Annotated in this window: 19 protein-coding genes, 1 tRNA gene and 7 pseudogenes; 9 read left to right on the top strand and 18 right to left on the bottom strand. The window is 69.5% G+C overall.

From position 1 onward, the window contains the following. Positions 1-15 precede the first annotated feature (15 nt). Positions 16-1,281, top strand: coding sequence for a sensor histidine kinase (locus KHP12_RS03070; RefSeq protein ID WP_211831364.1), 1,266 nt, complete (start codon positions 16-18; stop codon positions 1,279-1,281). Then, positions 1,278-1,985, top strand: a complete 708-nt coding sequence (locus KHP12_RS03075) for a response regulator (RefSeq protein ID WP_086883137.1) — start codon at positions 1,278-1,280, stop codon at positions 1,983-1,985. The genes KHP12_RS03070 and KHP12_RS03075 overlap by 4 nt, the downstream gene beginning before the upstream one ends. A gap of 52 nt (positions 1,986-2,037) precedes the next feature. On the opposite strand, the gene KHP12_RS03080 is transcribed toward KHP12_RS03075, so the two are convergent. Then, complete coding sequence (locus KHP12_RS03080) at positions 2,038-2,592, bottom strand: AAA family ATPase (RefSeq protein ID WP_086883138.1); 555 nt, start codon at positions 2,590-2,592, stop codon at positions 2,038-2,040. Positions 2,593-2,645: 53 nt separating this feature from the next. Between KHP12_RS03080 and KHP12_RS03085 the strand changes: the two are divergent. Next, positions 2,646-2,987: pseudogene (locus tag KHP12_RS03085) on the top strand (GNAT family N-acetyltransferase); the annotation flags it as partial. Positions 2,988-3,699: 712 nt separating this feature from the next. On the opposite strand, the pseudogene KHP12_RS52745 reads toward KHP12_RS03085, so the two are convergent. From KHP12_RS52745 to KHP12_RS03100, 4 genes and pseudogenes are all read right to left on the bottom strand, one after another. Next, a pseudogene (locus KHP12_RS52745) lies at positions 3,700-5,485 on the bottom strand (reverse transcriptase/maturase family protein). A 524-nt stretch (positions 5,486-6,009) separates the two neighbouring features. Further along, entirely contained in the window at positions 6,010-6,219 is a 210-nt protein-coding gene (locus KHP12_RS52750) for a hypothetical protein (RefSeq protein WP_244203354.1), read from the bottom strand. Positions 6,220-6,490: 271 nt separating this feature from the next. Further along, positions 6,491-6,658, bottom strand: a pseudogene (locus tag KHP12_RS52755) (transposase family protein); the annotation flags it as partial. A 239-nt stretch (positions 6,659-6,897) separates the two neighbouring features. Continuing rightward, positions 6,898-7,713 (bottom strand): class I SAM-dependent methyltransferase, encoded by an 816-nt coding sequence (locus KHP12_RS03100; RefSeq protein ID WP_167442756.1) that lies wholly within the window; start codon positions 7,711-7,713, stop codon positions 6,898-6,900. 194 nt (positions 7,714-7,907) lie between these two features. Here KHP12_RS03100 and KHP12_RS03105 point away from each other — a divergent pair. Beyond that, positions 7,908-8,530: pseudogene (locus tag KHP12_RS03105) on the top strand (IS5 family transposase). Between the two features lie 5 nt (positions 8,531-8,535). On the opposite strand, the gene KHP12_RS03110 reads toward KHP12_RS03105, so the two are convergent. Beyond that, positions 8,536-10,641, bottom strand: coding sequence for an ATP-binding protein (locus tag KHP12_RS03110; RefSeq protein ID WP_211831365.1), 2,106 nt, complete (start codon positions 10,639-10,641; stop codon positions 8,536-8,538). Between the two features lie 68 nt (positions 10,642-10,709). Next, positions 10,710-10,901 carry a hypothetical protein gene (locus tag KHP12_RS03115; RefSeq protein ID WP_167442312.1) on the bottom strand — a complete coding sequence of 64 codons (192 nt, stop codon included), beginning with the start codon at positions 10,899-10,901 and terminating at the stop codon, positions 10,710-10,712. A gap of 9 nt (positions 10,902-10,910) precedes the next feature. Between KHP12_RS03115 and KHP12_RS03120 the strand changes: the two are divergent. Beyond that, positions 10,911-11,078 (top strand): annotated as a pseudogene (locus KHP12_RS03120) (transposase); the annotation flags it as partial. 52 nt (positions 11,079-11,130) lie between these two features. Here KHP12_RS03120 and KHP12_RS03125 read toward each other — a convergent pair. Beyond that, positions 11,131-12,262, bottom strand: a pseudogene (locus tag KHP12_RS03125) (FAD-dependent oxidoreductase). A 212-nt stretch (positions 12,263-12,474) separates the two neighbouring features. Further along, positions 12,475-12,549, bottom strand: a tRNA-Trp gene (locus KHP12_RS03130). Positions 12,550-12,852: 303 nt separating this feature from the next. Here KHP12_RS03130 and KHP12_RS03135 point away from each other — a divergent pair. After that, on the top strand, positions 12,853-13,590 hold the full coding sequence (locus KHP12_RS03135) for a GNAT family N-acetyltransferase (RefSeq protein WP_244202469.1): 738 nt from the start codon (positions 12,853-12,855) through the stop codon (positions 13,588-13,590). 19 nt (positions 13,591-13,609) lie between these two features. On the opposite strand, the gene KHP12_RS03140 is transcribed toward KHP12_RS03135, so the two are convergent. Continuing rightward, on the bottom strand, positions 13,610-14,095 hold the full coding sequence (locus KHP12_RS03140; RefSeq protein ID WP_086879393.1) for a hypothetical protein: 486 nt from the start codon (positions 14,093-14,095) through the stop codon (positions 13,610-13,612). 526 nt (positions 14,096-14,621) lie between these two features. Between KHP12_RS03140 and KHP12_RS03145 the strand changes: the two genes are divergently transcribed. Continuing rightward, a complete protein-coding gene (locus tag KHP12_RS03145; protein WP_211831371.1) occupies positions 14,622-14,819 on the top strand; it encodes a hypothetical protein in 198 nt (65 codons plus the stop codon). A gap of 48 nt (positions 14,820-14,867) precedes the next feature. Here KHP12_RS03145 and KHP12_RS03150 read toward each other — a convergent pair whose 3' ends face one another. Next, the gene (locus KHP12_RS03150) at positions 14,868-15,377 is read right to left on the bottom strand and encodes a MarR family winged helix-turn-helix transcriptional regulator (RefSeq protein ID WP_086879395.1); all 510 of its coding nucleotides are present in this window, start codon (positions 15,375-15,377) and stop codon (positions 14,868-14,870) included. Between the two features lie 126 nt (positions 15,378-15,503). Here KHP12_RS03150 and KHP12_RS03155 point away from each other — a divergent pair, with 126 nt between their 5' ends. Next, positions 15,504-15,962: a Rid family hydrolase gene (locus KHP12_RS03155; protein WP_086879396.1), complete on the top strand. Its 459-nt coding sequence runs from the start codon at positions 15,504-15,506 to the stop codon at positions 15,960-15,962. A 115-nt stretch (positions 15,963-16,077) separates the two neighbouring features. On the opposite strand, the gene KHP12_RS03160 is transcribed toward KHP12_RS03155, so the two are convergent. After that, positions 16,078-17,247, bottom strand: a complete 1,170-nt coding sequence (locus KHP12_RS03160) for an alpha/beta hydrolase family protein (RefSeq protein ID WP_086879397.1) — start codon at positions 17,245-17,247, stop codon at positions 16,078-16,080. A 401-nt stretch (positions 17,248-17,648) separates the two neighbouring features. On the opposite strand from KHP12_RS03160, the gene KHP12_RS03165 reads away from it, so the two are divergent. Beyond that, positions 17,649-17,852 (top strand): hypothetical protein, encoded by a 204-nt coding sequence (locus tag KHP12_RS03165; RefSeq protein WP_244202472.1) that lies wholly within the window; start codon positions 17,649-17,651, stop codon positions 17,850-17,852. 22 nt (positions 17,853-17,874) lie between these two features. Here KHP12_RS03165 and KHP12_RS03170 read toward each other — a convergent pair whose 3' ends face one another. The 6 genes and pseudogenes from KHP12_RS03170 to KHP12_RS03195 form a co-directional block, all read right to left on the bottom strand. Continuing rightward, positions 17,875-18,114 (bottom strand): DUF6411 family protein, encoded by a 240-nt coding sequence (locus tag KHP12_RS03170; protein WP_086879398.1) that lies wholly within the window; start codon positions 18,112-18,114, stop codon positions 17,875-17,877. A gap of 79 nt (positions 18,115-18,193) precedes the next feature. Further along, the gene (locus KHP12_RS03175) at positions 18,194-19,309 is read right to left on the bottom strand and encodes an AI-2E family transporter (RefSeq protein ID WP_211831372.1); all 1,116 of its coding nucleotides are present in this window, start codon (positions 19,307-19,309) and stop codon (positions 18,194-18,196) included. A gap of 29 nt (positions 19,310-19,338) precedes the next feature. After that, positions 19,339-20,259 carry a class I SAM-dependent methyltransferase gene (locus KHP12_RS03180; RefSeq protein WP_086879400.1) on the bottom strand — a complete coding sequence of 307 codons (921 nt, stop codon included), beginning with the start codon at positions 20,257-20,259 and terminating at the stop codon, positions 19,339-19,341. Continuing rightward, a complete protein-coding gene (locus KHP12_RS03185; protein WP_086879401.1) occupies positions 20,256-21,383 on the bottom strand; it encodes an NAD(P)-dependent alcohol dehydrogenase in 1,128 nt (375 codons plus the stop codon). Before KHP12_RS03185 ends, KHP12_RS03180 begins: the two co-directional genes overlap by 4 nt. Next, positions 21,380-22,174: pseudogene (locus KHP12_RS03190) on the bottom strand (aldehyde dehydrogenase family protein). Before KHP12_RS03190 ends, KHP12_RS03185 begins: the two are co-directional and overlap by 4 nt. 8 nt (positions 22,175-22,182) lie before the next feature. Continuing rightward, entirely contained in the window at positions 22,183-22,959 is a 777-nt protein-coding gene (locus tag KHP12_RS03195) for a (5-formylfuran-3-yl)methyl phosphate synthase (protein ID WP_086879402.1), read from the bottom strand. Positions 22,960-23,108 lie beyond the last annotated feature (149 nt).

Below are 23,108 nucleotides of genomic sequence, written 5' to 3' on the forward strand. Positions count from 1 at the left end.
CGGTATTGTCGTGCGGTGCGCATTGTGCGGTGGAGCCCGCGGACCGGGCCGCATCTGCTGGCAGTCGACGCCTGTGTGGCGGGCGTGGTGACAGCCGCGTATGTGGCACTGGCCGGGCAGGGCGGGTCCGACGGATCGCCCCGGTTCTCCTGCCCGGTGTGGGCGGGCTGGCTGGTGGCGGCGGGGGTGGGAGCACCGCTGGCCGTTCGGCGCCTGTGGCCCCTGCCCGCCCTGACGGTGGCACTGGGCGCCACGGCAGCGGCGACGCTCCTCGACACCACCCGCGACCCCTACGTCTCCACTGCCCTGACCCTCTACGCGGTGGCGCTCCTGGTACCGCCCCGCCGGGCCGTGGCGGCGCTGGCACTGACTCTGGCCGTCTCGGCGGCCGTGGTCATCACCGGGGAGGCGGCGCTGACCCCATCCGGCCCATGGCCGGAAGCGGTCGGAACCGCGGCGCTGGTGTGGCTGGTGGCCGGTGGCGCATGGGGCGCGGGCCGTGCCGTACGTGAGCGGCGGGCCCGGGTGGCGCGGCGCGAGCGGCGCCTGGCCGAGGAAGCGCTGGCCGAGGAACGCCTGCGCATCGCCCGGGAGTTGCACGACATCGTCTCGCACAGCCTCAGCGTGATCGTCGTCAAGGCGTCCGTCGCCAACCACGTGGCCAAGGAACGTCCCGAGGAGACGCAGGACGCCATCGGCGCGATCGAGCGGACCGGCCGGGAGGCGCTGACCGAGATGCGGCGCGCCCTGGGCGTACTGCGCGGCGACACCGCCACACCGCACCCGCCAGGTGCCGACGCCGTACCGCACCCGCCAGGTGCCGGTTCTGCGCAGATGGCACCTCCTCCCGGACTGGACGACCTACCCTCCCTGGTCCGGCGCGCCGAGCAGGCGGGCATCCGCACCAGGCTCCGTACCCGGCTGGCGGCCGACCTCCCCGCGGGGACGGCACTCACCGCCTACCGCATCGTCCAGGAGGCGCTGACCAACGTCGTCAAGCACGCCGGCGACGGAACGCACTGCGAGGTCACCGTCACCGCCGATTCGCGCGGCCAGGTGCACATCGAGGTGGTGGACGACGGAGCGGGGAGGGCGACCGTGTCCGGTCGAGGGGACCTCAGGGGCGGTCACGGGCTGGTGGGGATGCGGGAACGGGTGATGATGTACGGAGGCACACTTGACGCCGGGCCCCGGCCCGGCGGCGGGTTCGCCATCTCGGCCCGCCTCCCGGCCGAACACGCGCACGGCGTCGCACCGGACCGAAGGGAGCCGACCGCATGACCGCACCGATCCGGGTCCTGGTCGCCGATGACCAGTCCCTGCTCCGTGGCAGCTTTCGGGTGCTCATTGACACCGCGCCCGGGCTGACCACGGTGGGCGAGGCCGGCACCGGCGCCGAAGCCGTCGAGAGCACTCGGCGGCTGCGCCCGGACGTGGTGCTCATGGACATCCGGATGCCCGGCATGGACGGGATCGAGGCGACGCGGCACATAGCCCGGTCGCCCGGGACAGCGCAGACACGCATCCTCATCCTGACCACTTTCGACCTCGACGAGTACGTGTACGGCGCGCTGCGGGCCGGGGCAGCGGGGTTCCTGCTGAAGGACACCTCGCCCGAGGTCCTGCTGGCCGGTATCCGCACCGTCGCCGCCGGAGAGTCCCTCCTGGCACCCTCGGTGACCCGGCGCCTGATCGCCGCGTTCGCCCGTCTTCCCCACGCCTGTCCGGCGCCCGGCTCCTCGCTGGAGAACCTCACGGACCGCGAGCGAGAGGTACTGCTGCTGGTGGCCCGCGGCTTCTCCAACACCGACATCGCCGAGTACCTCCACCTCAGCCACGGCACCGTCAAGACACACATCGGGCGGCTGCTGAGCAAGCTGGCAGCGCGCGACCGTGCGCAACTGGTCATCAGTGCCTACGAGTCAGGGCTCGTCCGCTCGCAGGAGCCACCTCTCGCCACCGGTGAACTCGATGCCCTGGAATGAGGATGCTCAGGCAGGAACGCAGAACGAGGGCGAAGAGTGACCGTCGCGTCGGCTAGGGAACGCTTGAGGAGTGCTGCTCGGCCCAGCCGGTCGCAGTCACCACCTCGCGCGCGATATCCACGACGGCACGCCCATCCGTCACCACCCGTACGGTCTCCGCGGTGGCTTTCTGGTCCAGCAGCCGTGCCTTGCGAGCACTGCTTTCCAGTTCCTGCTCGAGCTCGGAGCCGAGTTCCCGGCGCACCAGCCGCTCTCGGACGGTGGCGTCGGAGGCGGTGAGCAGAACCCGTATGATCCGTGTCCCCGTTCCCATAGCGCGCTCGAACATTCCCGTGGACTCAGGCAGCACACTTACGGTGTTGGTGTAGATCAGTCGGCGGTAGCCGCGTCGGGCGAAGTTCGCCCACACGGCCGTCAGGTTGCTTTCGGTGATTTCCGAGCAGTGAGGATCTCCCTCAGGGGCCGGATGGACCTGCCCCATGAAGTCGCCGTCGATGACCGTGTGCGAGACGGCCGCGGCCCGTAGTACGGCCGATACCTCCCACCCCACCGTCGTCTTGCCGACCCCGGCCCGCCCTCCGATGAGCAGTACTTCCGCGTGATCCATGGGGGCAGCCTGCCAGCACACATCCGTCTGGGGCCATCCGATATCGATTGGCCATGTGTCTCAGTGCGGGTTCTGGTCCAGCCGACCCGCAGGTCAACCGCTTTGGCGGAGCTTTCTCGCGTGAACAAGCACTGGAACGACTCACTGGGATCGAGCGGCAGTGGGCTGAGCGAGGCCATGGTCTATGTGCCATCGAGCTCAAGGCGAGCGGTGAGTTCGTCGGTCGAAGTGGTCTGCGGTACTGGGAACAGTTCGATGAAGTGGAACTGGGCTGGACCCTGCGGGCGGATCAGTGGGGTCCCGGGTATGCGACCGAGGCCGCGCGAGCGTGCCTGGACTGGGGTTTTGCCACGCTTGACGACGACTACTTCACGGCTCTCATGCGGCCGGGCAACGAGGCATCGGCGTCACGAGATCAGGACTCTCTTCCTCAACAGGGTGAAGCTGGCGCGGCCGAACATCTGGCGCCTCAGTATTTTGATCCGGTTGACATGACCCTCCACGACGCCGGAGTTCCAGGGCAGTGTGAGGCCCGCGGTGACGGCGTCGAGGTCTGTTCGAGGCGTTGGGCGAAGCTCCGGAGGCTGGGTAGTTCGATGGTGGAGGTAGCCGCTTCGATCGAGGTCGGCAACTGGTCACCCGGGAGGTGAGCGACCATGTGCCCGAAGGAGCGCACGTGCTCGGCAAGTGCCGTCAGCTCGGGGCAACTGCCCGGTGAACATCTCCTCCGCGGTAGCGGCACGGGAGAAACGCAAGATCGTGTTGAGGGTCATCCCGAGCTGCCGGGCGACGGACCGCTTGCTGTGCCCGGCGGCGAGGAGAGCGTGGATGGTGGCGTGCTTGGCGCGGGTGCGTTCGGCGAACCGGTGCCCTGTCGGCCAGGGCGACGCAGCTGGCTCCGCCTCTTCCTGCGGTTCCTCAGGCTGGGCCGGCGTGGGACGCAAGCAGCCACGGTGCCGGTAGACGCACTTCTCGGCGGCTTCGCCCAGGTTGTTGCCAGAGAGTACTGGTGGGCCGTCGGCGAGGTGCCTGCTGAGCAGGCCCTTTTCCCACGGCCCCCAGCCCGAACGACGCGTGCGACTTTCGCCGCACGTCGCTCTCCGGTGACTACTCCGTGAGTGCTGGAGCAGGTCTTGTGCCGTGGATGTCCGCGTGACAACTCCCGCAGACCACGAGGGTTTTGCGGTGTCGAGCGGCCATGAGATCTGCCCACGGCGGCCGGTTCCCGGATCGTCCGAGATCGGCGAGTTTGGCGACGTGGTGAACCTCCACCTCGTCGACGCGTCCGCATGCCTCGCATCGTCCCGCCAGGAGCCGGGTGACCAGTTCCTTGCGTTTGATGGTGACCGGGGCCAGCCGACGGTCAGTGATGACCGTCTTCTTGTTCTGTCGCAGCGGGATCCCGCCGAACCTTCCGACCAGTGGTTTCCTGTCGATGCGTTCTACGCGCGCCTCGAAGCACTTGCGTGGCCCGTGCGGCGTGTCGATGGTGGTCGCGTACTTGCGGGCCATCTTCGACACCGACGAGCGGTGCTTGTTGACGAGTGTCATCAGCATCGAGGTCTCCATGACCCATTGCAGCCGGGCGAGTCGGAAGACGTCGCCGGCCATCAGGTAGTACTGGACGATGCCGCGGTACTCCGATCCGTAGGTGCTGATGATGACGTGGTCGTCCTGGTTCAGCAGTTCGGGTCGGCGCGCGGGTTTTCCGCGCTCCTTGTACTGGGCTTGCTTGGCAGATACCACCGAACGAGGGACACGCAGACCGATGGTCCCATTGACAGTGCGTCGCCTGCCGGAGATCTTGCGGTCGTTGTGAAGCACGGTGATGTCGTAGCCGAGGAACCTCGCCGCCCTGGTTCGGGCGTGCGTGATAAGTGTTTTCTCCGGCGACAGTTCCAGCTTGAGATCGTCCCGCAGGAACTGCGCGAGGTGCTCCTTGATTTCTTCGGCTTCTGCCTTTGGTCCGGCGAACCCGACGAGGGTGTCATCGGCATAGCGCACATACCTCAGCCGCCGGTAGCCAGGATCCTGAGTATCCATTGCTGGGCATGCTGTGGAGTTGCTTGCGCAGTTCCCGCACCTTGGTGAGATCTCCGCGCTTGCGGGCACTTGCCATTGCCGCCCACACCCGGTGAAAGGCACGGTTCGACTTCCTGACTCGCCCCCGGGCGCATTCCGGGATAAGAACCTTCTCGATGTACTCATCCATCTTATGCAGATAGATGTTGGACAGGATCGGTGACACAACGCCACCCTGTGGACTGCCGCTGTGCGTGGCATTCCAGACCCAGTCCTCCATGTATCCGGCCGTGAGCATGTTACGCACCAGCCGCAGGAACCGATTACCGTGGATCTTCTCACCCAGGATTCGGAGCATGACCGAATGGTCAAGCCGGTCGAAGCACTGGGCGATGTCCCCCTCGATGAACCAGGCTGTGCCTGTCCAGGTATTGACCACATCGCGTAACGCGGTGTGGCAACCCCGGCGGGGACGGAAACCATGGGACGAATTGGAGAACGTCGGCTCGTAATACGCCTCAAGCAGCAGGCGGATCACCTCGCCAACGAGCTTGTCGCTCCAGGACGGCAGGCCGAGCGGGCGCAACTTCATGCTGGCCCGTCCTTTCGGGATGTAGACCCTGCGAGCTGGGCTCCACCGGTAGCGTTCGTGGCGCAGCGCGTCGATGACGTGCTCGATCTTGCCCAGCGACATGCCGTCCACGGTCTCCCCGTTGACCCCGGGCGTCATCGCTCCCTTGTTGGAGTACAGACGTCCGTAGGCCAGCAGATACAACTGCGGATTCAAGAGCTGTCGATACAGTTCATTGCACGGCAGGCCACGCCTGCCGCGTTCACGGAGGACACCCAGCACCGTTTCGGCGCTCTGCATTACGCATACCTCCCGACTCTGTGGTGTCCGATCACCTGGCCCCCTTCGCCCGATGTGGACGGCTTTCCCGTCCTCCCTGGCCGGTCGTGACTCCGGCGACTACTACGGGGCCTCCGTCGCCTTAGGAAGATCTCTTCCCGTAGGCGATCCCATGTTCGTCCTTGTCGTACGTCGTAGCGTGATGTAGGTGCCCCATTCATCTCCTTGAATGCCCTCGCTGGGCATCGCTCCGCACTCCGGAGGTTGCGTCGACCATGGCATCAAGCCGTCGCAGGGTGCGGCGTCGGTGTCAGGTATCTTTCCGACGGACTCGACCTTCAGTCTTCTGGAGACTGGGGTTCAGGCAATCCAGCTTTCACCGTGTCACGCGGGTCCCTCGACGCCCCGTCTCCAATACCTGAGCCCGGCCGTCGATTTTCTGGCATGCTGCGGTCCCATCACCGTTTCCGGATTAGGTAAGCCATCAGACCCAAGAACCTCCCTCCAAATTCTTCCCGACTGAATTGGGAATACGACAAGGCGCCTCATGGCGCACTGCCATCGGTCGGCGACTGGAGGGCCTGCGGGGCGCCGCGGGTGGCACCTTCGGCGAAGAAGGGCGCGCGGTCACGGCAGACGATCTCGATGCCGGGCCGCTCGGCGAGCCAGGCCGCGAGCGTGTCCGCCTCCCGATCGGGAAGGAGGTCGACCGGGTGGACGTGTCTCGACGTCGACGAGCACGGTTCCGTAGACACGGCCCTTGCGCTGGGCGTACTCGTCCACGCCGACCACGCGGGGTACTGCGGTGACGGGGTCCGGAAGCGAGGCGGTCAGCCTCAACAGGGTGTTCCGGCTGACCGGAACCTTGAAGGCGTCCGTCATCCGGGCGCCGGCCCGGCCCGCGAGCGCGAGACCGACCGATACCAGCATCGACCGCAGCCGCTCGGTCCGTCGCCCGAACCTGCGCGTGAGACCGGGTACTTGCTCGGCGAAGGTCATGCGCTCGCAGGATTCCTCCTCGCAGACGAACCTCCGCACCCGCAACGACACCACGACGAACTTGCCCGCCGTCGGCAAATCGCGAGGAAATCGCAGGTAGGAGCCGTGTATTCGCCTCGACCAGCACTTGCATCCCGGACAGGCCGCCCGCCCTGCGGGCGTACGGGCCTCGACCCGGACGACCGTGTCGATCACCTCGACCTATTCCACCAACACGCCCTCGACCGAGGAGAACAGCAGCTCGTTCAACCGCGGCAGCACTTCGTTCACGGCGAAGGACTGTCGACCACACCACCATCCAGCCAGGCGATTTTCGGGCGAACTTCAGTGGTTGTAGGCGGTCAGTGCGCGCATGGCTGGCTGGCCGCGCATGAACCTGGCTGCACTCATCAGGACCCAGTTGGAATCGATCATCTAGGGAACCGGGAGGCGCTCTACGGGCGGATCGCCGAGATCAGTCCGCCGGGCCGTTCCTCGCGCTGCGGAGGGGTGCTGATCGGGCGGCCGTAGGCGGCAGCGCGCTCGCGCAGGGTGTGGCTGGCGGCCTCCCAGCCGTGCCCGGCCAGCCAGCCCACCGGATCGTCGGGCATCTCCGAGACCCACATGGACGCCGCCGATCCCGGCACGGCGTCCGCGCCGAAGCGCTCGATCACGCCGCGCGAGCCCAACGTCAGCCCCATCCAACTGCCTGCCGCCGACTGCGCGCTGATCCGGGCCAGCAGCAGCTCCACCGCGTCCTCGGACAGATAGATCAGCAGTCCTTCGGCGATCCACGCGGTCGGCACGGCCGGGTCGTGCCCTGCGGCGGCCAGCGCGGCTGGCCAGTCCTCACTCAGATCCACCGCGACGGGGATCCGCTCGCAGCGTGCGACGGCCCGCTCCTGGCGCAGCACCGAAGCCTTGAAGTCCAGTGGCGCGGCGGTGTCGACCTCGAACAGTCGGGTGCCCTCGGGCCAGTCGATCCGGAAGGCCCGGCTGTCCATGCCGGCGCCGAGCAGCACGACCTGCCGGACCCCGGACTCGGAGGCCTGCTGCAACAGGTCGTCGAGGAACTTCGTCCTGATGACGATGGAGAACGACACGGCCAGCCGACGACGGCGCGCGGCCTCGTCATCGGGCAGCGGCGGCGAGGAGGGCCACAGGCCGCCGGCGGTGGCGAAGGCCTGTGCCAGTGGGTCGCGGAACAGCGCGTTCTCCCGCTCGGTCTCCAGCGCCCGCACCCTGGCCACCCCCACCGCCGTGGCCCACACTCCCGACGGCTGCATCCGCTCCTGCTCATCAGTCACCGCGCCAGCTTAGATGATTGACTTCAAGGGTCCTGATGGTGGAGCCAGGTTCATTCGCGCACTGACCGACTACGACCACCGAAACCACCATTAGGCGAAGATCAACAGATGGTCGTTTGCGGCCATGTCCCATTGCTCGTTGGCTCGTTGGGCAGCTCGTGGGGAAGGGACAGGGCCCGCCGTGGCTGGTGACGGGTGACCTGTGGGTGAGGATCGAGCCACTGCTGCCCGTACGGACTCGGCGGCGGCGTAATCCGGGTCGGCTGCCGCTGGATGACCGCAAGTGTCTGCAGGGCATCTTGTTCGTGCAGCACACCGGCATCCAGTGGGAGTGGTTGCCCCAGGAACTGGGCTTCGGCTCCGGGATGACTTGCTGGCGTCGGTTGCGGGACTGGCACGAGGCCGGGGTGTGGGATCGGCTGCACCAGGTGCCGCTGACCGAGCTGCACCGGGCCGGGAAGCTGGACTGGTCCCGGGCGGTGATCGACGGCTCGCACCAGCAGGCACGTCGGGGCGGCCCAAAACCGGGCCGAGCCCGGTCGACCGCGCCAGACCGGGCTCGAAGCACCACGGGATCATCGACGCACGCGGGACCCCGCTGGCCGTCACGCTCACCGGCGCGAACAGGCATGTCCGCTGGATGGTAGAACGCACGAACGCCTGGATCCACGGCTTCCGCCGCCTGCGGATCCGCTGGGAGATCCGCGACGACATCCACGAAGCCTTCCTCAAGCTGACCTGCTGCGTCATCACCTACAGGCGGGTCAGGGCTTTCTGCTAGATCCTCTAAGGAGTTGGCGCTGTGCTCGATGGGCCCGCCGTGGAAGCGGCGGACACTGTGCCGTACACGCTCAGCGTCATGGACAGCCTGCCCCAGTCGTCGCGCATGATGACGTGTGCTTGGTACTGGGTACCCGGCTCAGCCGACTGAGGGGGATGGAAGAGGACGGTGTACCGGCAGGGGGCTGAGACCCGGATCGCCTGCCCGGGATGGGCCGTCTTGGGGCAGGAGGTGGGAGTCACACCGAATGCGACGTGGCCGGGATCCGCCTTGTCGACGGTCAGGGTCCGCTCGTCGTCGCACTGCATGAAGTCCTCCCATGCGTAGTCGTCTGTGGCTTCGCCGCCTGCGGGCGCGCCCAAGGTGAGAGTGCCCTCTGAATCGAGCTGACATCTGACGGGACCCTGGCCGGGGTCCGTGGGCGGCGATGAGGTGATCCGGGTGGGCGACGGGGGTGCCGTGGCCTTGGTCGGGGGGCGGGGGGACGTACGGCTCGGCGACGGGGGCCGGGTGGGGGTCCGGGGCGCGGTGGAGATCGGGTCCGGGGGCCGGGTGCCGGTCGCGGCCAGGGAGGTGACCTGCCCGCTGGGGGTCGGCCTCGCCCGCGGCTGACCGCCGCCCGCGGTGGCGAGCCCGGCGAAGACCCCGCCGACCACCAAGGCGGCTACCGCCGCAGTGATCGCCGCCGGATTGGAGGCGGCAGCGGCGAACCCCGTCTTCCCGGCCGCCGCGCCGCCGTGGCCCGCTATATGGCCGATCACTCCCCCGGCGGCCAGCGCCCCGCCGGCCGTCGCCAGAGCCACCACGCCCAGCGCCCGCTTGCGCACCTCCTCCTCCTGGCGGAAGTACGCCTCGTCCGCGGCCGAGCCCAGTGCGCGGGCCGCGGCCGCGCCCAGGTCGAGGACCTGGTGCCAGGCGCCCCAGCGCAGGGAGCGGGCCAGGGCGGGGGCCGTCGTACGGGCCAGGGCGCAGACGGCCGCATGGTCGCGGGCGCGTGCCGCAGCCGCGAGGACGTGGCAGACGACGGGGGCCTCGGCGGCGATGTCATGACGGGTGGCCGTTGTCGCGGCCGCCCAGGCTGTCAGGGCGGGCGCCAGCTTCGCCGCGTCCCGGGCCGGGCCGGTGCGCTCGGCGACCAGGTGGGCGACGCGACCGGTGGTGCGGTAACCCGTGCCGGAGGAGCCGATGAGGGCCAGCGAGGTCAGCTCCGTGATCGCGGCCTTGTCCACGCCGCCCGCCAGGATCGGCAGCAGCTTCGCGGACAGCGGCAGCGGGGACAGCGCGTCCAGCAGACGCAGGAGTACGGACGCGGCGTCGCTGAGCCCGTTCGCGAGCCCCGTCACCCGCGCGTCCTCGTCCACCTCGAAGGTCGTGTCCGCCGCCGCCTGCACCAGCGTCAGCGGATGGCCCCGGACCGCCGTGACGAGCCGTCTGGCCGCCTCGTACTCCTCGTCGCGCAGTGGCCGCCGTAACTCTTCCCCGAACAGCGCGAGCGCGGGCTCCTCCTGGAGGCCCTCAAGGCGAAGCGCCCGCCCCTCGTCCCAGGTGTGGCGCTCGGCGGTGGCCAGCAGCACATCGCATCCGGGCGCGGCGTCCATCAGCTCGGCCAGCTCGGCGGTCGAGCCCTGGAAGTCGTCAATGACGAGCAGCGCCCGCACCGAGCCCATCAGGCGGCGCACCCTGGCCGGCTCCGGCTTGTAGTCTTCCGCCTCGTAGCAGGCGTGGAAGAGCTCCTGGACGAGGTCCTCGGCCGGCACACCCGCCGCCGGGAGATACACCACGTCTCGGCCGCTCGTCGCGGCGTCCGCGGCGTAACGGCGCAGTAGTACGGACTTCCCGGTCCCGGGTGGGCCGTAGACCTGCACTGGGTAGCCCTGCCCCAGCCACCGCTCCAGTGCGGCCAGCTCACGATCACGCCCCAGTAGCTGGGGCGCGCGGTCGGGCAGTGCGCGGCCCGCGGGACGGGTGCGCCGCCGCGTGGGCGGCGGGCCCTCGCTCCGTACGCTGACGGACGAGCCCAGCGCGGCGTTGATGACGACGTTATGGTCGCCGACGACGACCTGGCTGCCCTCGACATCACCGTGGACATGGATGCCGTGCGTACCGGCCATGGGGCTGTCCTCCCCCGTAGCGCCCACCCAGGGAGGAAGTTATAGCAGCCAAATGGGCTGTCCAGGTCTTAATGTTCGTTATTGCCCGAAGTTGTCCGACGGGTTTCGTTCACCGCCGGCGAACGGCCGTGGGAGTTCTTGTCCTCGTGCTTGCCGTGGTCGCCGTGGTCATCATCCGCCACCGGGTTCGTGCTCAGCACGCAGCCGGTGTCGGAGTCGATCCGGACCTCCTTGAGGTGGTGGTCGCACTCGATCTTCACGACCCACACCAGCGGCTGGGCCGTCGCAGGTGGGTGATCGAGCGGACGATGTCACGGCTGTCCGGCTACCGCAGGCTCAGTCCCCGCTATGAGCGCAATCCCCGCAACTACCTGGCCTTCCTCGGTCTCGCCGCAGCCATCTTCTGCTACAAACGCCTCGTCCGCCTCACCACATAGGACACGGTCTTAGTGCGGGAGTCGTTTCGAGGTGACCGTGGGAGTCGACGGCTCACGGGGTCTGCTCGCCTCCGGTGAACATGTTGATCAAGCCGTGGGGTGCGTCGTCTCCGTAGAACAACTCGTGGACGTAGGTGCCTTCGGTGGCGGCCGCAGCGCTGCGGGGGAACATGGCCTGCTCGTATTCGGTGAGCGCGGTCTCGACGTCGTCGGGGTGTGCGGCGAGGGCTTTGCCGAGTTCGGCGGCGTCGTACATGGCCAGGTTGGCGCCCTCGCCGTTCGGGAGCGAGAGGTGGGCGGCGTCCCCGAGCAGGGTCACACCCGGCACCCGCGCCCAACGGTGCTCGACGGGCAGGGCGAAGAGGGGGCGCGGCACCGGGGCGGTGTCACCGTCGGCGATCAGCGCGGTGAGCTCCGGTGCCCAGTCGGCGAACTCCTGCGCGATCCGCGCGGTGGCCGCGGTGGAATCGGTGAAGTCGATGTCCGCGAACCAGTCCCGCGGCCGGGCGAGCATCACATAGGCGTGCAGGGTGCCGCCCTTCTCCCGGCGAGCCAGGAATCCCTTGCCCGGCGCGAGCGCGAACAGCGACCCGCCGCCGACCGCTTTCGCGCCGGTCGGGTGGCGGGTGTCGGCGTCGAACAGGTAGGTCTCGACGGCCGACATGCCGATGTACTCGGGGGTGGCGTCGGACACAGCGGCCGGACCCGTGACCACGCGCCGTCCGCGCCGACCAGCAGGCCGGTGGTGACGGTGGTGCCGTCGGCGAAGGTCACCTCATGGCGGCCCTCCCCGAGGGCACGGTCCCGCTGACCTTGTGCCCCCACCGGACGGTGTTGGCCGGGAGCGAGTCGAGGAGCATCTGCCGCAGCTCGCCGCGCCACACCTCGGGGCTGCCCCCCGTACCGTCGTCGACCTTGTCGAACAGGACGGCCCCTTCCCGGTCGAGGACCCGTATCGCCTGGCGGCCCTCCAGAACGAGGCCGCGGAACTCATCCGTCAGGCCGGCCGCCTCGAGAGCCGGCTGTCCGCTGTCCTCGTGGATGTCGAGCATGCCGCCCTGCGTGCGCGCCGTCGCAGAGGCCTCCGCTTCGTAGACGGTGGCCGGGATGCCGTGGACGTGCAGGACGCGGGCGAGCGTGAGGCCGCCGAGTCCGGCGCCGATGATCGTGACGTCAGTGGTCATGATGGTTCCTTGTTGTCGCACGCCTGCCGGATGGGCGCCCGGCAGGATCCATGCGAAAGGTTCCAGGCCCCGCCGACCGACCACCGACAACGGACCAACAGCCACCGATGTGCGACCGACACCGCGGCTTTTCCGTCCGATCAGCCCAGTCCGGGCGGGGGAGCGGCGTGGTGGTTGCGGGCGGCTCGCCCGCGCACCAGCGCATTGCACGGCAGGGGCGGCAGGATTCGAACCTGCGGCGCGCGGGTTTGGAGTCCGCTGCTCTGGCCGGGCTGAGCTACGCCCCTTTGACGCTGTCAGTCTGACACCTGCCGGCCGAGACCGGCCACGGGATTTCTGAGCGGCTGAGTGGCGGATGACGACCAGTCCTTCGATGGCCGGGCGATCCGGGCCGGAGGGAGGCCGGGAGGGCGCCGACCCCCTCGCGAAGCGACGGCCGGGGGCGGTTAGGGTTCCATGGGCGGTTGGGGTTCCATCACCCCGGCGCCGCTACCGGACGCGTCGGCAGGAATCCAAACGGGGAACGCGCCCGGGCGGTTGCGGTATCGCGTCGCTCGGCCGACCGCACACAGTGGGGAAGGCACATCACGATGATGAGCGGTGACGGCGGTGCCAGCGGTGACACCGCGGTACTCGACGACCCGGTGGGCGAGTCGCTGCGCGGCCGCCACGCGGATCTGGGGCGCCGGCTGGGCCGGGCTGCCACCTACCTGCCGGGAGTCGCGACCTTCTCCGCGGTACCCGCCGACGCGGGCGCGGCGGACTGGGCCGGTCTCGCACGGCTCCTCGGTCCTGACGCGTTCGCCGACATGTTCAGCTGCCAGGCGTCCCCTCCTCCGGACTGGGAGCAGGTTTTCGTCCTCGAAGGCCGGCAGATGATCTGGTCCGGCAGCAGCCGCCCCGATCAGCCCGACGCGGCGAACGGCACCGACGTGGTCGAACTGGACGCTGCCGATGTGCCTCAGATGCTCGACCTGGTCGCACAGACCCAACCGGGGCCGTTCTGGCCGCGCACCCTCGAACTCGGCACCTACCTCGGCATCCGCGACGGCGGCGCACTGGTGGCCATGGCGGGCGAACGGCTCCGGCCCCCGGGATGGACCGAGATCAGCGCCGTCTGCACGGCCCCCGAGGCACGCGGGCGAGGCCACGCCGCCCACCTGGTCAGTACCCTCGTGGCACGCATCCTGGCTCGGAACGAACGCCCCTTCCTGCACGTGGCCGAGACGAACACCGGCGCGATCGCGCTCTACGAACGGCTCGGCTTCGCGAGCCGGAAGCGGGTAACGTTTCGCGGCTTCCGCACCCCCTGCCTCCGCACCCCCTGACGGTACCGCCACGCCGCCGTCAGCCATCCCGGCCTGCGGAGGCCGCAAGAGCATCTGTCCCCATGTCCTTGCGCATTGCTTCCCTGACCGCTTCCAGCGTGCCGATGACGTTGAAAGGGTCCTCCCGTTCCACCTCCTGCCGGCCCAGGCCGGCGCCCGCCGCGTCCCGGAGCCGACGCACGGCGCGGAAGTATGTGAGCGCGGGGTCCACGACACTTCGCGGGGCGAGAATCTCGACCTGATAGCGCAGGTCGTAGCAGCGAGCGAACGCACGCCGCGCCGCTACAGGGCGCTCATCGTCAGGCATGTCGCGATCAAGGATGAGGAGCTGTAGCTCGCTGCGTACCTGGGCCAGCGTCGCCAGGTACCCCGCGTACAACTCGCGCTTGCTGCGCCTCCACTCGCCCTGCGCTTCCCGGCGGTCCTTGCGGACCTCGATGAGAAGCGTGGAGGCCATCGCGATAATGGCGCCCAGCAGTGTCGCTATCAGCGTCGTCCACTCCATCGCAGCAGGCTACGGCAGGGGCGATGTGTCGAGTAGAGCGGTGATCCAGCACCGAGCGCGGCGTCACGAGGCGGGATCAGGGGTCCGTTTCTGTCTGAGGAGGCTCCGGGGACCCCATGAAGATGTTGCTGACCGAGGGGTGTTCTGGGCCGCCCATGGCGATCTGGGAGTAGCCTCCCATCGCGATCTGCGTGGGCGGGGCAGCCGGGGGCGGCGGCGGACTGGGAACCCCGGTGTTTCCCCGGGCAGGATGATGTGGGTTGCCCGACGCTTCGGGCCGAGGTCCGGTCGATGGGCCGTCCGCTTGTTGAGAGGCGATGTTTCGGCTGGGCGTACCGATGTTGCCGGCGTCCTGGCGGGCGCAGTCTGTCACGGCGTTGATACAGGTCTGCAGGACCTGCAGGATGGAGAATCCCTTTCCGTCGAAGCTTTCGCCGGAATTGAGTCGAGCGACGTAGGTGTCGAGGAGTTCAGCCGCTGCGGTGAGCTTGTCCAGCTGAGCGGCCTCGCAGTGGCGTGTTGCGGCGTGGAGCCAGAACTGCGCCTGGACCAGATCGTCGAACCACTCGCGCTGGTGTTCCTGTTTGAGGATCGCCGCTCCTCGCCCTCCAGCGAACTCGGACCGGAGAAGTCGCCGCTCTCCCCGTGCGCGTGGGGCGGCCCGACACCAGTAGGGCAGGGGTGGCTGCGCCCCGCGGTCTACGCCGTACTGCCGGCACGCTGACTCTCACCTCGGCGCCTGCTCGTCTCGGGCCGTCGCGTGGGACGGCTGTCAGCCGAAGTCGTCGGGGACGATGCGGAGTTTTTGTGCGATGCGGGCGAGGGCCTTCTGGTCGGCGGCGTTGAGCGAGTCGAGGACGATGCGGCGTACGGCGCGCAGGTGGGTGGGCGCTGCCAGGTGCACGATGTCGAAGCCGGCGTCGGTGAGTTCGGCGAGGGTGTAACGGCCGTCGGCCGGGTCAGGTGTCCGTACGACCCAGCCGCGCTGTTCACAGCGTTTGATGACGTTGGACAGGCGGGAGAGCGACCCGCTGGCGAGGAAGGCGAGTTCTCCCATCCGCAGCTTGCGCTGCGGGGCCTCGGAGAGGTGGCTGAGCACGAGGTACTCGAACAGGGTGAGGCCGTGTTCCTGCCGCAGCGGCGACTCCAGCTTGCCGGGCAGCAGCAGGACAAGGGAGATCATCCCCGTCCACGCCGCCTTCTCCTGCTCGTCGAGCCATCGCAGCTCCTCATGGTCCTCGTGTTCGCCCGCGCCGCTCATGGGCCCTCCCGTGCAGGTCATGGATCTCCCGGCTCTCCGGTGACGGTCGGCATCACTTTACGCTTGAAGTCATTGCCCGTTAGTCTCACTTTACGCGTGAACTCATGTAAGAGGAAACGCACCCTATGGACAGGAAGATGGAGCATCATGAGCACCGTCACCTTCGGCATCACTCCGGGCTACGGCGAGAAGCTGCACGAGGCCCTCGGCTACAGCGGGGCCGTCCGCGTCGGCGACCGGGTCGAGATCTCCGGTCAGGCCGGGGTGGATGACGACCTGGTCATCCCCGACTCGCTGGAAGACGAGATCATCCAGGCTTTCGACAACGTGGAGCGCACGCTCGACACGGTCGGCGCGACATGGAAGGACGTCATCCACGTCAACTCCTACCACAAGGTCACACCGGGAGATGACGCCATCGGCGACGACCACAACACGGTCATGGCCGAGCAGTTCCGCCGTCGCCTCGACGGCCGCGCGCCGATCTGGACCGAGACCGGCGTCACGGTCCTCGGCCTCGCCGCCATGCGCGTGGAGATCCGCGTCACCGCCATCGTCGGCTCCGGGAACGGCCGGACCGGCATCCCGGCCACCCCGGCCTCGTGAAGGACCTGGCGCAGTCCACGTGGCCGCGGCCTACCCCCCCGCCCAGTAGGACTCCGTCAGGGGCGGTTTCGCCGAGTCCGGTGACTCCCCGGGCGACACAGGCCGGCCCGCGAGGTCAGCCGGCGAGCACGGTGTCGAGCCAGTCGAAGGTGCGCTGGTGGAACAGGGAGAGCGCGCCCTCGTGGCAGTGCTCGCCCGCGCCTTCGTCCTCACGGAAGGAGATCAGCTCCTTCTGACAGGTCAGCTCGTCGAACAGACGCTGCGGCTGCCCCTGGAAGAACTGGTCGTTCTCGGCTTCGAGTACGAGTGTCGGGCAGGTGACGCGGTCGGCGATACCCGCCATGGTGTACGCCTCGGTCGCCTTGACCAGGTCGTCGATGTCGGACACACCGAAAGTCCACCGGCCGTTGCGCACCACCCATCGCACCATGGTGTTCCGCGCCATCAACGCCTCCATACCGCCGGGCATCGAAGCGGCGCGGTCGGCGGTCGCGGCGATGACCGCGTGGAAGTCGTAGGCGCCGTCGTGCAGCACGCACGCGGCGAGGCGGTGCTCGAAGGCGGCCGCCCTCGCGGCGAGGATGCCGCCGAGGCTCGTGCCGACCAGCACGAGTCGCCCGGCGTCCACCTCGGGCACGGTGAGCGCGAAGTCGACGGCGGGGGTGACCACGGCCTCCCAGTCCGGCCGGAAGCGCAAGCCCTGCTCACGGACGGTACTGCCCTGGCCGGGCCCGTCGAACGCGATGACGTTGTAGCCGCGCCGCAGCGCGCCCGCGGCCAGTGCCAGGTAGTTCTCCTCGAGGGTGGAGTCGTACCCGCCGTGGTAGAGCAGGGTCGGGCGCGGGGTGCCCGAATCGTCGGCGAGGAACAGGTAGCCGGGAAGCGTGGTGTCCCCGTACGGGATGCGCAGGGCGCGGGCCGGAGGGTCGAGCAGGGCGGCCGCCTCGGCGAACGTCTGCTGGGAGGCCTTGGCGAGCCGCGCCGACTCGGCGTCGGCGGCGGGGTTCTCGCGGCGGTAGAAGTCGGCGGTCCGGTAGTAGTTGGACGCGCGCAGCAGCGCCTCCCGGGCGCTGACCCGGTGACCGGCGGCCAGCGCGTCCCGGCCGATGCGCTCGATGCGCGCCGCCGTCGCGGCCCACTGGGCCGACCAGGCCTCCTCGTCACCCTCCGGGATCTGCCGGCAGGTGACCAGGACCTCGCCGAGGTCGGCGCCGCCATAGACGGCGTAGCCCGCGGAGCGCAGTGCCTCGAAGGAGAAGGATTCGTCGTCGTAGAGGAATTTCATCGTCGAGCCCTTCTGCTGCTGGAACCGTCTGCTCGATTCCCTCTCGGGGACAGGTGCGAACTCGATCTTCCCGGCTGCCACCGGGCGCCGCCGGGCGGGCGGTGCAGAACCACCCGGATGACGGAGACCGTCCACCGTTTGACGCCCACTCTGCCCGGCTTCCTCATTCACCGCGACCACCCAGGTACGCCGCCGCCTCGTCCTCCAGCAGCAACGTACCGGCCAGCGCCTCATCACCTGGGTGGCCCTGCCACCCCCACCTCTCGTTCCCGCGCCCGCAATCAGGAGTCCGGTGGCCTTGACCAATTCACGGAGGGATCCGTCGACGAGAGCGCGCCGCTGCGGCCGGACTCCGAAGCCGCCTACTCTGCGGTGAAGGCGGTCGCCGAGCAGAGGGCCTTGTGCTCGAATGGCGAAACGGCCGGCCGGGACAGGCGTACTTCGTCACCGACCAGCACCCGGTCATCCTCCGCGAGTTCATGGAGGCGTTGTTCGGGATCTACGGCGTCGATACGCCGATTCCCGACCTGGACGCCGGGACCGCCGCCCGCGAGGTCCCCGCCGGGTCGGGCGGATCGTGCGGGCCGCCGCTCAGGAGCACCTGAGTGGCGGCTGTCCGGTGATGGTCTAGAACGGCATGTGGCCTCGGGCGCGCCGCCCGGCGGAGCCGCTGCGGCCGACTGCCTTGGAACTGCTGCGGAAGGGTTTGCTGAGGATACGTCCCAGGAGCCCGGGGGCTTTGCCGCCGGCGCGTGATCCGGCGCCCAGGGTGCGTTGGGTGCCGCGTTCAGGGTGCCGGGACAGGCGTGGGACCAGGAAGGCCAGTACGGCCAGGACGGCACAGATACCAACAATGGCGAAGATCATGGCGAAGTACTCCCGTGTGAGGTGTGTCCGCCGCCGGGTACCCCCGTGGGTGCGGCCGCATGCCGCGACGGCTCAGGTGTTACGACGCGACCGTGCCACCGGAGTGCCGATCGTTGTCTTCTGGCTGCTGTGGTGGGTGGCTGAGTTGTTCGCGCAGGTAGTTCCAGACCACGGCGATCAGTGCGGCGACCGGTACGGCGAGCAGACTGCCCACGATCCCGGCGAGGCTGCTGCCCAGCGTGACCGCCAGCAGGATGACCGCGGCGTGCAGGCCCAGGCCGCGGCTCTGGATCATGGGCTGGAACACATTGCCCTCGAGCTGCTGCACCACGACGATGATGGCCAGCGCGATGAGCGCGTCCGTGAGGCCGTTGGACACCAGCGCGATGAGTACCGCGACCGCGCCCGCGAACAGGGCTCCCACGATGGGGACGAACGCGGAGATGAAGGTCAGGACCGCCAGGGGCAGGATCAGTGGTACTCCCAAGGCCCACAGTCCGAGCCCGATGAGGATGGCGTCGAGCAGGCCGACCAGCGCCTGGGAACGCACGAAGGCGCCGAGGGTGTCCCAGCCGCGTGCGGCCACGGTGGGGACGTCGGTGGCCAGCCGGCCGGGCAGCTGGCGGGTGAGCCAGGGCAGGAACCGCGGGCCGTCCTTGAGGAAGAAGAACATCAGCAACAGCGCCAGGACGGTGGTGATCAGGCCGTCGACCACGGTGCTCACCCCGGTGACGACAGTGGTGACGATGTTGCCGGTGCTGCTCTGGAGTCGGGCGGCCGCGGTGTCGGAGGCCTTCGCGAGCTGGGCGTCGCCGATGTTCAGCGGTGGTCCGGCGGCCCATTGGCGTATCTGGTGGATGCCTTCGGTGACACCGTCGGTCAGTTCGCCGGACTGGGCGGCCACCGGTACGGCGATCAGCGCCACGATGCCCGTGGCGACCAGGAGGAACAGCACGGTCACGACCGAGGAGGCCAGCGCGGGAGGCCACCCGCGCCCGCGCAGAAAGCGGGCCGGGGGCCAGGTCAGGGTGGTGAGGAGCAGGCTGAGGACAAGTGGCCACAGGACCGGCCACATCCGGCCCAGAGCCCATAGGACCACCGCGGCCATGGCGAGGATCAGCAGCAGTTCGAGGGAGATTCGCGCTGACAGGCGGAGCGCGGCGCGGGTTCTCGTCGGATTCAACGGGGCAGGCATGGACCCACCGGTACCCCGTTCGTGCTGTGCTATCGCCGCTGTCCGGGGCGGGGCCTGTGGGCGAACACCCATCGGTTGCCCGCCAGTGCGTCGTTGTGTTCGGGGCGCGGGCCGCGTCCGTGCCGGCGGGTGTAGTCGAAGGGGGTCCGGACGGTTGTGGTCCAGCCCTTGTCCGCGAGGTCGCCCGCGGAGTCGGGCCGTGGTTCCCGGCTGAACAGGTTGAGCAGGTCGATGCCGATCTGGTGTTGCGTCGCGGTGTAGAGGGGGCTGTCGCGGTATTCGAGCAAGTCCTTGTCGAGTTTGACCTCGAACGCCAGCGTGCTTCCGCCCGCGCTCAGCCGGTCCACCGTGCGGATGAGGTTCGTCTCGGAGGTGCTGGGCAGGTAGAACAGCAGCCCTTCGGCCAGCCAGGCGGTCGGTGCGGCCGTGTCGAAGCCCGCGTCGGTCAGTGCCGCGGCCCAGTCGGCGCGCAGGTCGAGGGGGATCGGTACGCGGGCCGCTTTCGGGGTGGTCGGCAGTCCGCCGAGCACCTTGTGCTTGAAGTCCAGCACGCCTTCCCGGTCGATCTCGAAGATCACACAGCCGGGAGGCCAGTCGAGTCGGAACGCCCGCGCATCCAACCCCGCCCCGAGCAGGACCACTTGGCGCGCCCCTCCCGCCCGCACCGACTGGAGGAGGAAGTCGTCGAGGACCCTGGTCCGCAGGCCGAAGTAGCGGGCGAAGCGCCCCCACAGCGGGTTCGCGTCTCCGTCCGGGACCTGGTGTATGCGCACCGGCCAGTCCGCGGAGGCCGGTGCGGCGTGGACGAAGTGTTCCGCGTAGATGTCTTGTGCCAGGCTGTCGTGGCGGTGGGTCTCGATCGCCCGGGCCGCGGCGACCATGAGAGCGGTCAGGCCGACACCCCCTTCCACGCCATCCACACCGGTGTTGTGATGCGCTGTGTCGGTCATGTGTCCTCCCTTGGCCCCGCGGGAATCAGGACGGGTTTGACCACGCGGCCCGCGTCGCAGTCGCGTTCGGCTTGGTTGATGTCGGTGAGGGGATAGGTGCGGATCAGCTGGTCGAAGGGAAACCGCCCGGCCTGCCAGAGCCTGGTCAGCCGTGGGATCAGCAGTCCGGGCACCGCGTCCCCTTCGCAGATGTGGGAGATCCTCCGGCCCCGGTCCAAGGTCCCCGGTTCAAGTGGCAGTGGGGTATGGAGGCGTGCCACCAGGCCGAGGTGGCCGGTCGGGCGCAGGGCCCGGAGGGCGTTGTTGATCAGCTGGGGGGAGCCTGTGGTGTCCAGCGCGTAGTGTGTGCCGCCGTCGGTCAGTTGCCGGACGCGGTCGGGAAGGTCGGACAGGTCGGGCAGGCCGCCCGATGCGGCGTGCAGCGGGATCGCCTGGAGCCGCTCGGCGAGGGCCAGCCGCCCGGGGTGCCGGTCGACGGCCACGGTCACTGCCCCGGCGGCGGTGGCCGCCATCACCGCGGCCAGGCCGACCGCTCCGGCGCCGTAGACCGCGATGGTGTCGCCGGGGCCGACACCGAAGGAGTGGAAGACCGCTCCGGCGCCGGTGAGGAAGCCGCAGCCGAGCGGTCCGAGGAGTTCGATGGGCAGCGTGGGATCGACCCGGACGGCGTTGCGGGCCGGGACCATCGCGTATTCGGCGAAGGAGGACTGGCCGAACCAGCGGGGGGCCAGTGCGCCTCCGTCCGCGTCGGTGAACCGTGCCGCGTGTTCCCGCCGTCCGCCGAAGAGGTTCAGCGTGGGGAAGGAGTCACAGTAGGCGGGCGCCGCGCCCATGCAGTTCCGGCAGTGTCCGCAGGAGTCGAAGCTCAGCACGACGTGGTCGCCGGTGCTCAGGCCGGTGCCAGGGCCGCCTGTCTCCACGACGACTCCGGCCCCTTCGTGGCCGAGCACCGCGGGCAGTGGTGAGCGGCCGGCCGAGTGCCGCACCGCGAGATCGGTCCGGCACATCCCGCAGCCCGCGATCTTCACCAGGACCTCGCCGTCGCCCGGCCCCGCGTGCAGCATCACCTCCTCGAGGGTGAACCGGCTCTCGTACGAGCGCAGTACCGCCGCGGCGAACCTCATCCGCGCACCTCAACCGGACGGTGTACGACGAACGGGCTGAGATTGCCGTACAGCCCCCACGGCCCGCCCGCCACGCCGACACCGCTGTCCTTGATGCCCGCGAAGGGCTGGGCGAGGGAGGTTTCGGCGTGGTGGTTGATCCACGCGGTTCCGCATTCCAGCCGGCCGGCCACCGCCTCGGCCGGTCCAGGGCGGTGCCCCATACCGAGTCGCCCAGCCCGAAGCCGGTGTCGTTGGCCGCTTCGATGGCTTCGTCGAGGCTGACGTACGGCAGCACCGGCAGGACCGGACCGAACTGCTCCTGCGTGACCACGGGGCTGTCGGGCGGGGCATCGCCCAGGATGATGGGGGCGAAGAAGTAGCCCGGCCGGTCCAGCCGGTGGCCGCCGGCCACGGCACGGTCGGCAGTGGACCTCACCGCGTATCGGCCGGTCGTCCTTGATCGGCTGGGTATCGGGGGCCAGCTCGGCGAAATAGCGCAGGCGTGCCGCCGTGCGGGCGACCTCCGCGTGCGATTCGGCCAGGGGTTTGCCCTGTTCACGGGTGAGCAGCGGGGCGAGGTCGGCCCCGGCCGCCTCCACGGCGTCCGCTGCCGCGAGCAGCGCGGTGGTGCGGGCGGCGGGGTCGGCGCACCAGCCGCGCCAGGCGGCGCGGGCCCGGCCGACGATGGCGTCCAGCTCATCCGGCCGCTGGTCGGGGGCCTCGTCGAAGGACTCGCCGGTGGCCGGATCGAGGACGGCGAAGCACCCGCCACGGGCCGCGGGCGCCCGACGGGGCCGGGATGTGGGCATGCCGGGCCTCAGCCCGCGGTGGCGACGGACGCCGCGTGTTCCCGGGCGTGCCGGTCCATCTCCGCCCGGAAGGCGGCCACCAGCCGCGGCTGGATCCTTCCGGTGTCGCGGTCGCCTCCCTCGCAGACCGCGCCGCGCACCCCCACGATGTCGGTGCCGATGCGGGTGAGCGCGCCGAGGTCCGCGGCTTTGACGCTGCCCGCGAGGGCGGCGCGCAGACCGGCCTCGTGGGCCTGCCGGACGAACTCCGCGCAGAGGTCGGGCGGAACATGGTCGAACAGCCGTGTGCCGTCCTTGATCGCGGTGTCGAGCATGGCCGCGTCACAGCCGGAGCGGTCGGCGATGTCGGGCAGCGCGAGCGGGTTGACGCAGCCGATCCGGTGGGCGTCGGCGTAGCCGGAGGCGACGACGAACGCGTCCGGCTGGTAGTCCTTCACCGCCCGGACGACCCCGCGCATGACATCGATGGCCTGTTCGGGCGTCGTGCATCCGTAGAGGCCGACCTTGATGTAGGTGGCGCCGGAGACCGCCGCACCCAGCGCCGCCTGGGCCACTGTGCCGGGCTTGTAGGGGACGTCTCCCACGGTGGCGGAGACCGGCTTGTCCGCCGGGACCGTGTCGCGGATCTGCCGGATGACCCAGGGGAAGTTCGCGCCGAGCGAGCCCTCGTCGGGCTTCTTGACATCGACGATGTCGAGGTGTTCCGCCGCCTTCGCGCAGTCGAGGGCCTCCTCGACGCCGTCGGGGGAGATGAGAAGCAACAACGTGGCTTCCTTCCACCGCATACCACCTGCCCAGGGGGCAGCTGTGCGGAGTCGTGTGGATCACGCGCGGTCCGCTCATCATTGCCGCGTCCCGTGGCCCACGGCAGGGCGCGCGGAGTCCGGACGGGGCGTTGTCATGACGTTCCGCGCCCCCGGCGCGCCGTCCACGC

The organism is Streptomyces asiaticus, assembly GCF_018138715.1.
In the GTDB taxonomy this organism is placed as follows: domain Bacteria; phylum Actinomycetota; class Actinomycetes; order Streptomycetales; family Streptomycetaceae; genus Streptomyces; species Streptomyces asiaticus.

What these genes read in the sequence shown, in the direction of transcription:
- KHP12_RS03075 (WP_086883137.1), top strand. Translation starts at nt 1,278, where the DNA reads ATGACCGCACCGATCCGGGTCCTGGTCGCCGATGACCAGTCCCTGCTC.
- KHP12_RS03080 (WP_086883138.1), bottom strand. Translation starts at nt 2,592, where the DNA reads ATGGATCACGCGGAAGTACTGCTCATCGGAGGGCGGGCCGGGGTCGGC.
- KHP12_RS03110 (WP_211831365.1), bottom strand. Translation starts at nt 10,641, where the DNA reads ATGGCCGGTACGCACGGCATCCATGTCCACGGTGATGTCGAGGGCAGC.
- KHP12_RS03135 (WP_244202469.1), top strand. Translation starts at nt 12,853, where the DNA reads ATGATGAGCGGTGACGGCGGTGCCAGCGGTGACACCGCGGTACTCGAC.
- KHP12_RS03140 (WP_086879393.1), bottom strand. Translation starts at nt 14,095, where the DNA reads ATGGAGTGGACGACGCTGATAGCGACACTGCTGGGCGCCATTATCGCG.
- KHP12_RS03150 (WP_086879395.1), bottom strand. Translation starts at nt 15,377, where the DNA reads ATGACCTGCACGGGAGGGCCCATGAGCGGCGCGGGCGAACACGAGGAC.
- KHP12_RS03155 (WP_086879396.1), top strand. Translation starts at nt 15,504, where the DNA reads ATGAGCACCGTCACCTTCGGCATCACTCCGGGCTACGGCGAGAAGCTG.
- KHP12_RS03160 (WP_086879397.1), bottom strand. Translation starts at nt 17,247, where the DNA reads ATGAAATTCCTCTACGACGACGAATCCTTCTCCTTCGAGGCACTGCGC.
- KHP12_RS03170 (WP_086879398.1), bottom strand. Translation starts at nt 18,114, where the DNA reads ATGATCTTCGCCATTGTTGGTATCTGTGCCGTCCTGGCCGTACTGGCC.
- KHP12_RS03175 (WP_211831372.1), bottom strand. Translation starts at nt 19,309, where the DNA reads ATGCCTGCCCCGTTGAATCCGACGAGAACCCGCGCCGCGCTCCGCCTG.
- KHP12_RS03180 (WP_086879400.1), bottom strand. Translation starts at nt 20,259, where the DNA reads ATGACCGACACAGCGCATCACAACACCGGTGTGGATGGCGTGGAAGGG.
- KHP12_RS03185 (WP_086879401.1), bottom strand. Translation starts at nt 21,383, where the DNA reads ATGAGGTTCGCCGCGGCGGTACTGCGCTCGTACGAGAGCCGGTTCACC.
- KHP12_RS03195 (WP_086879402.1), bottom strand. Translation starts at nt 22,959, where the DNA reads ATGCGGTGGAAGGAAGCCACGTTGTTGCTTCTCATCTCCCCCGACGGC.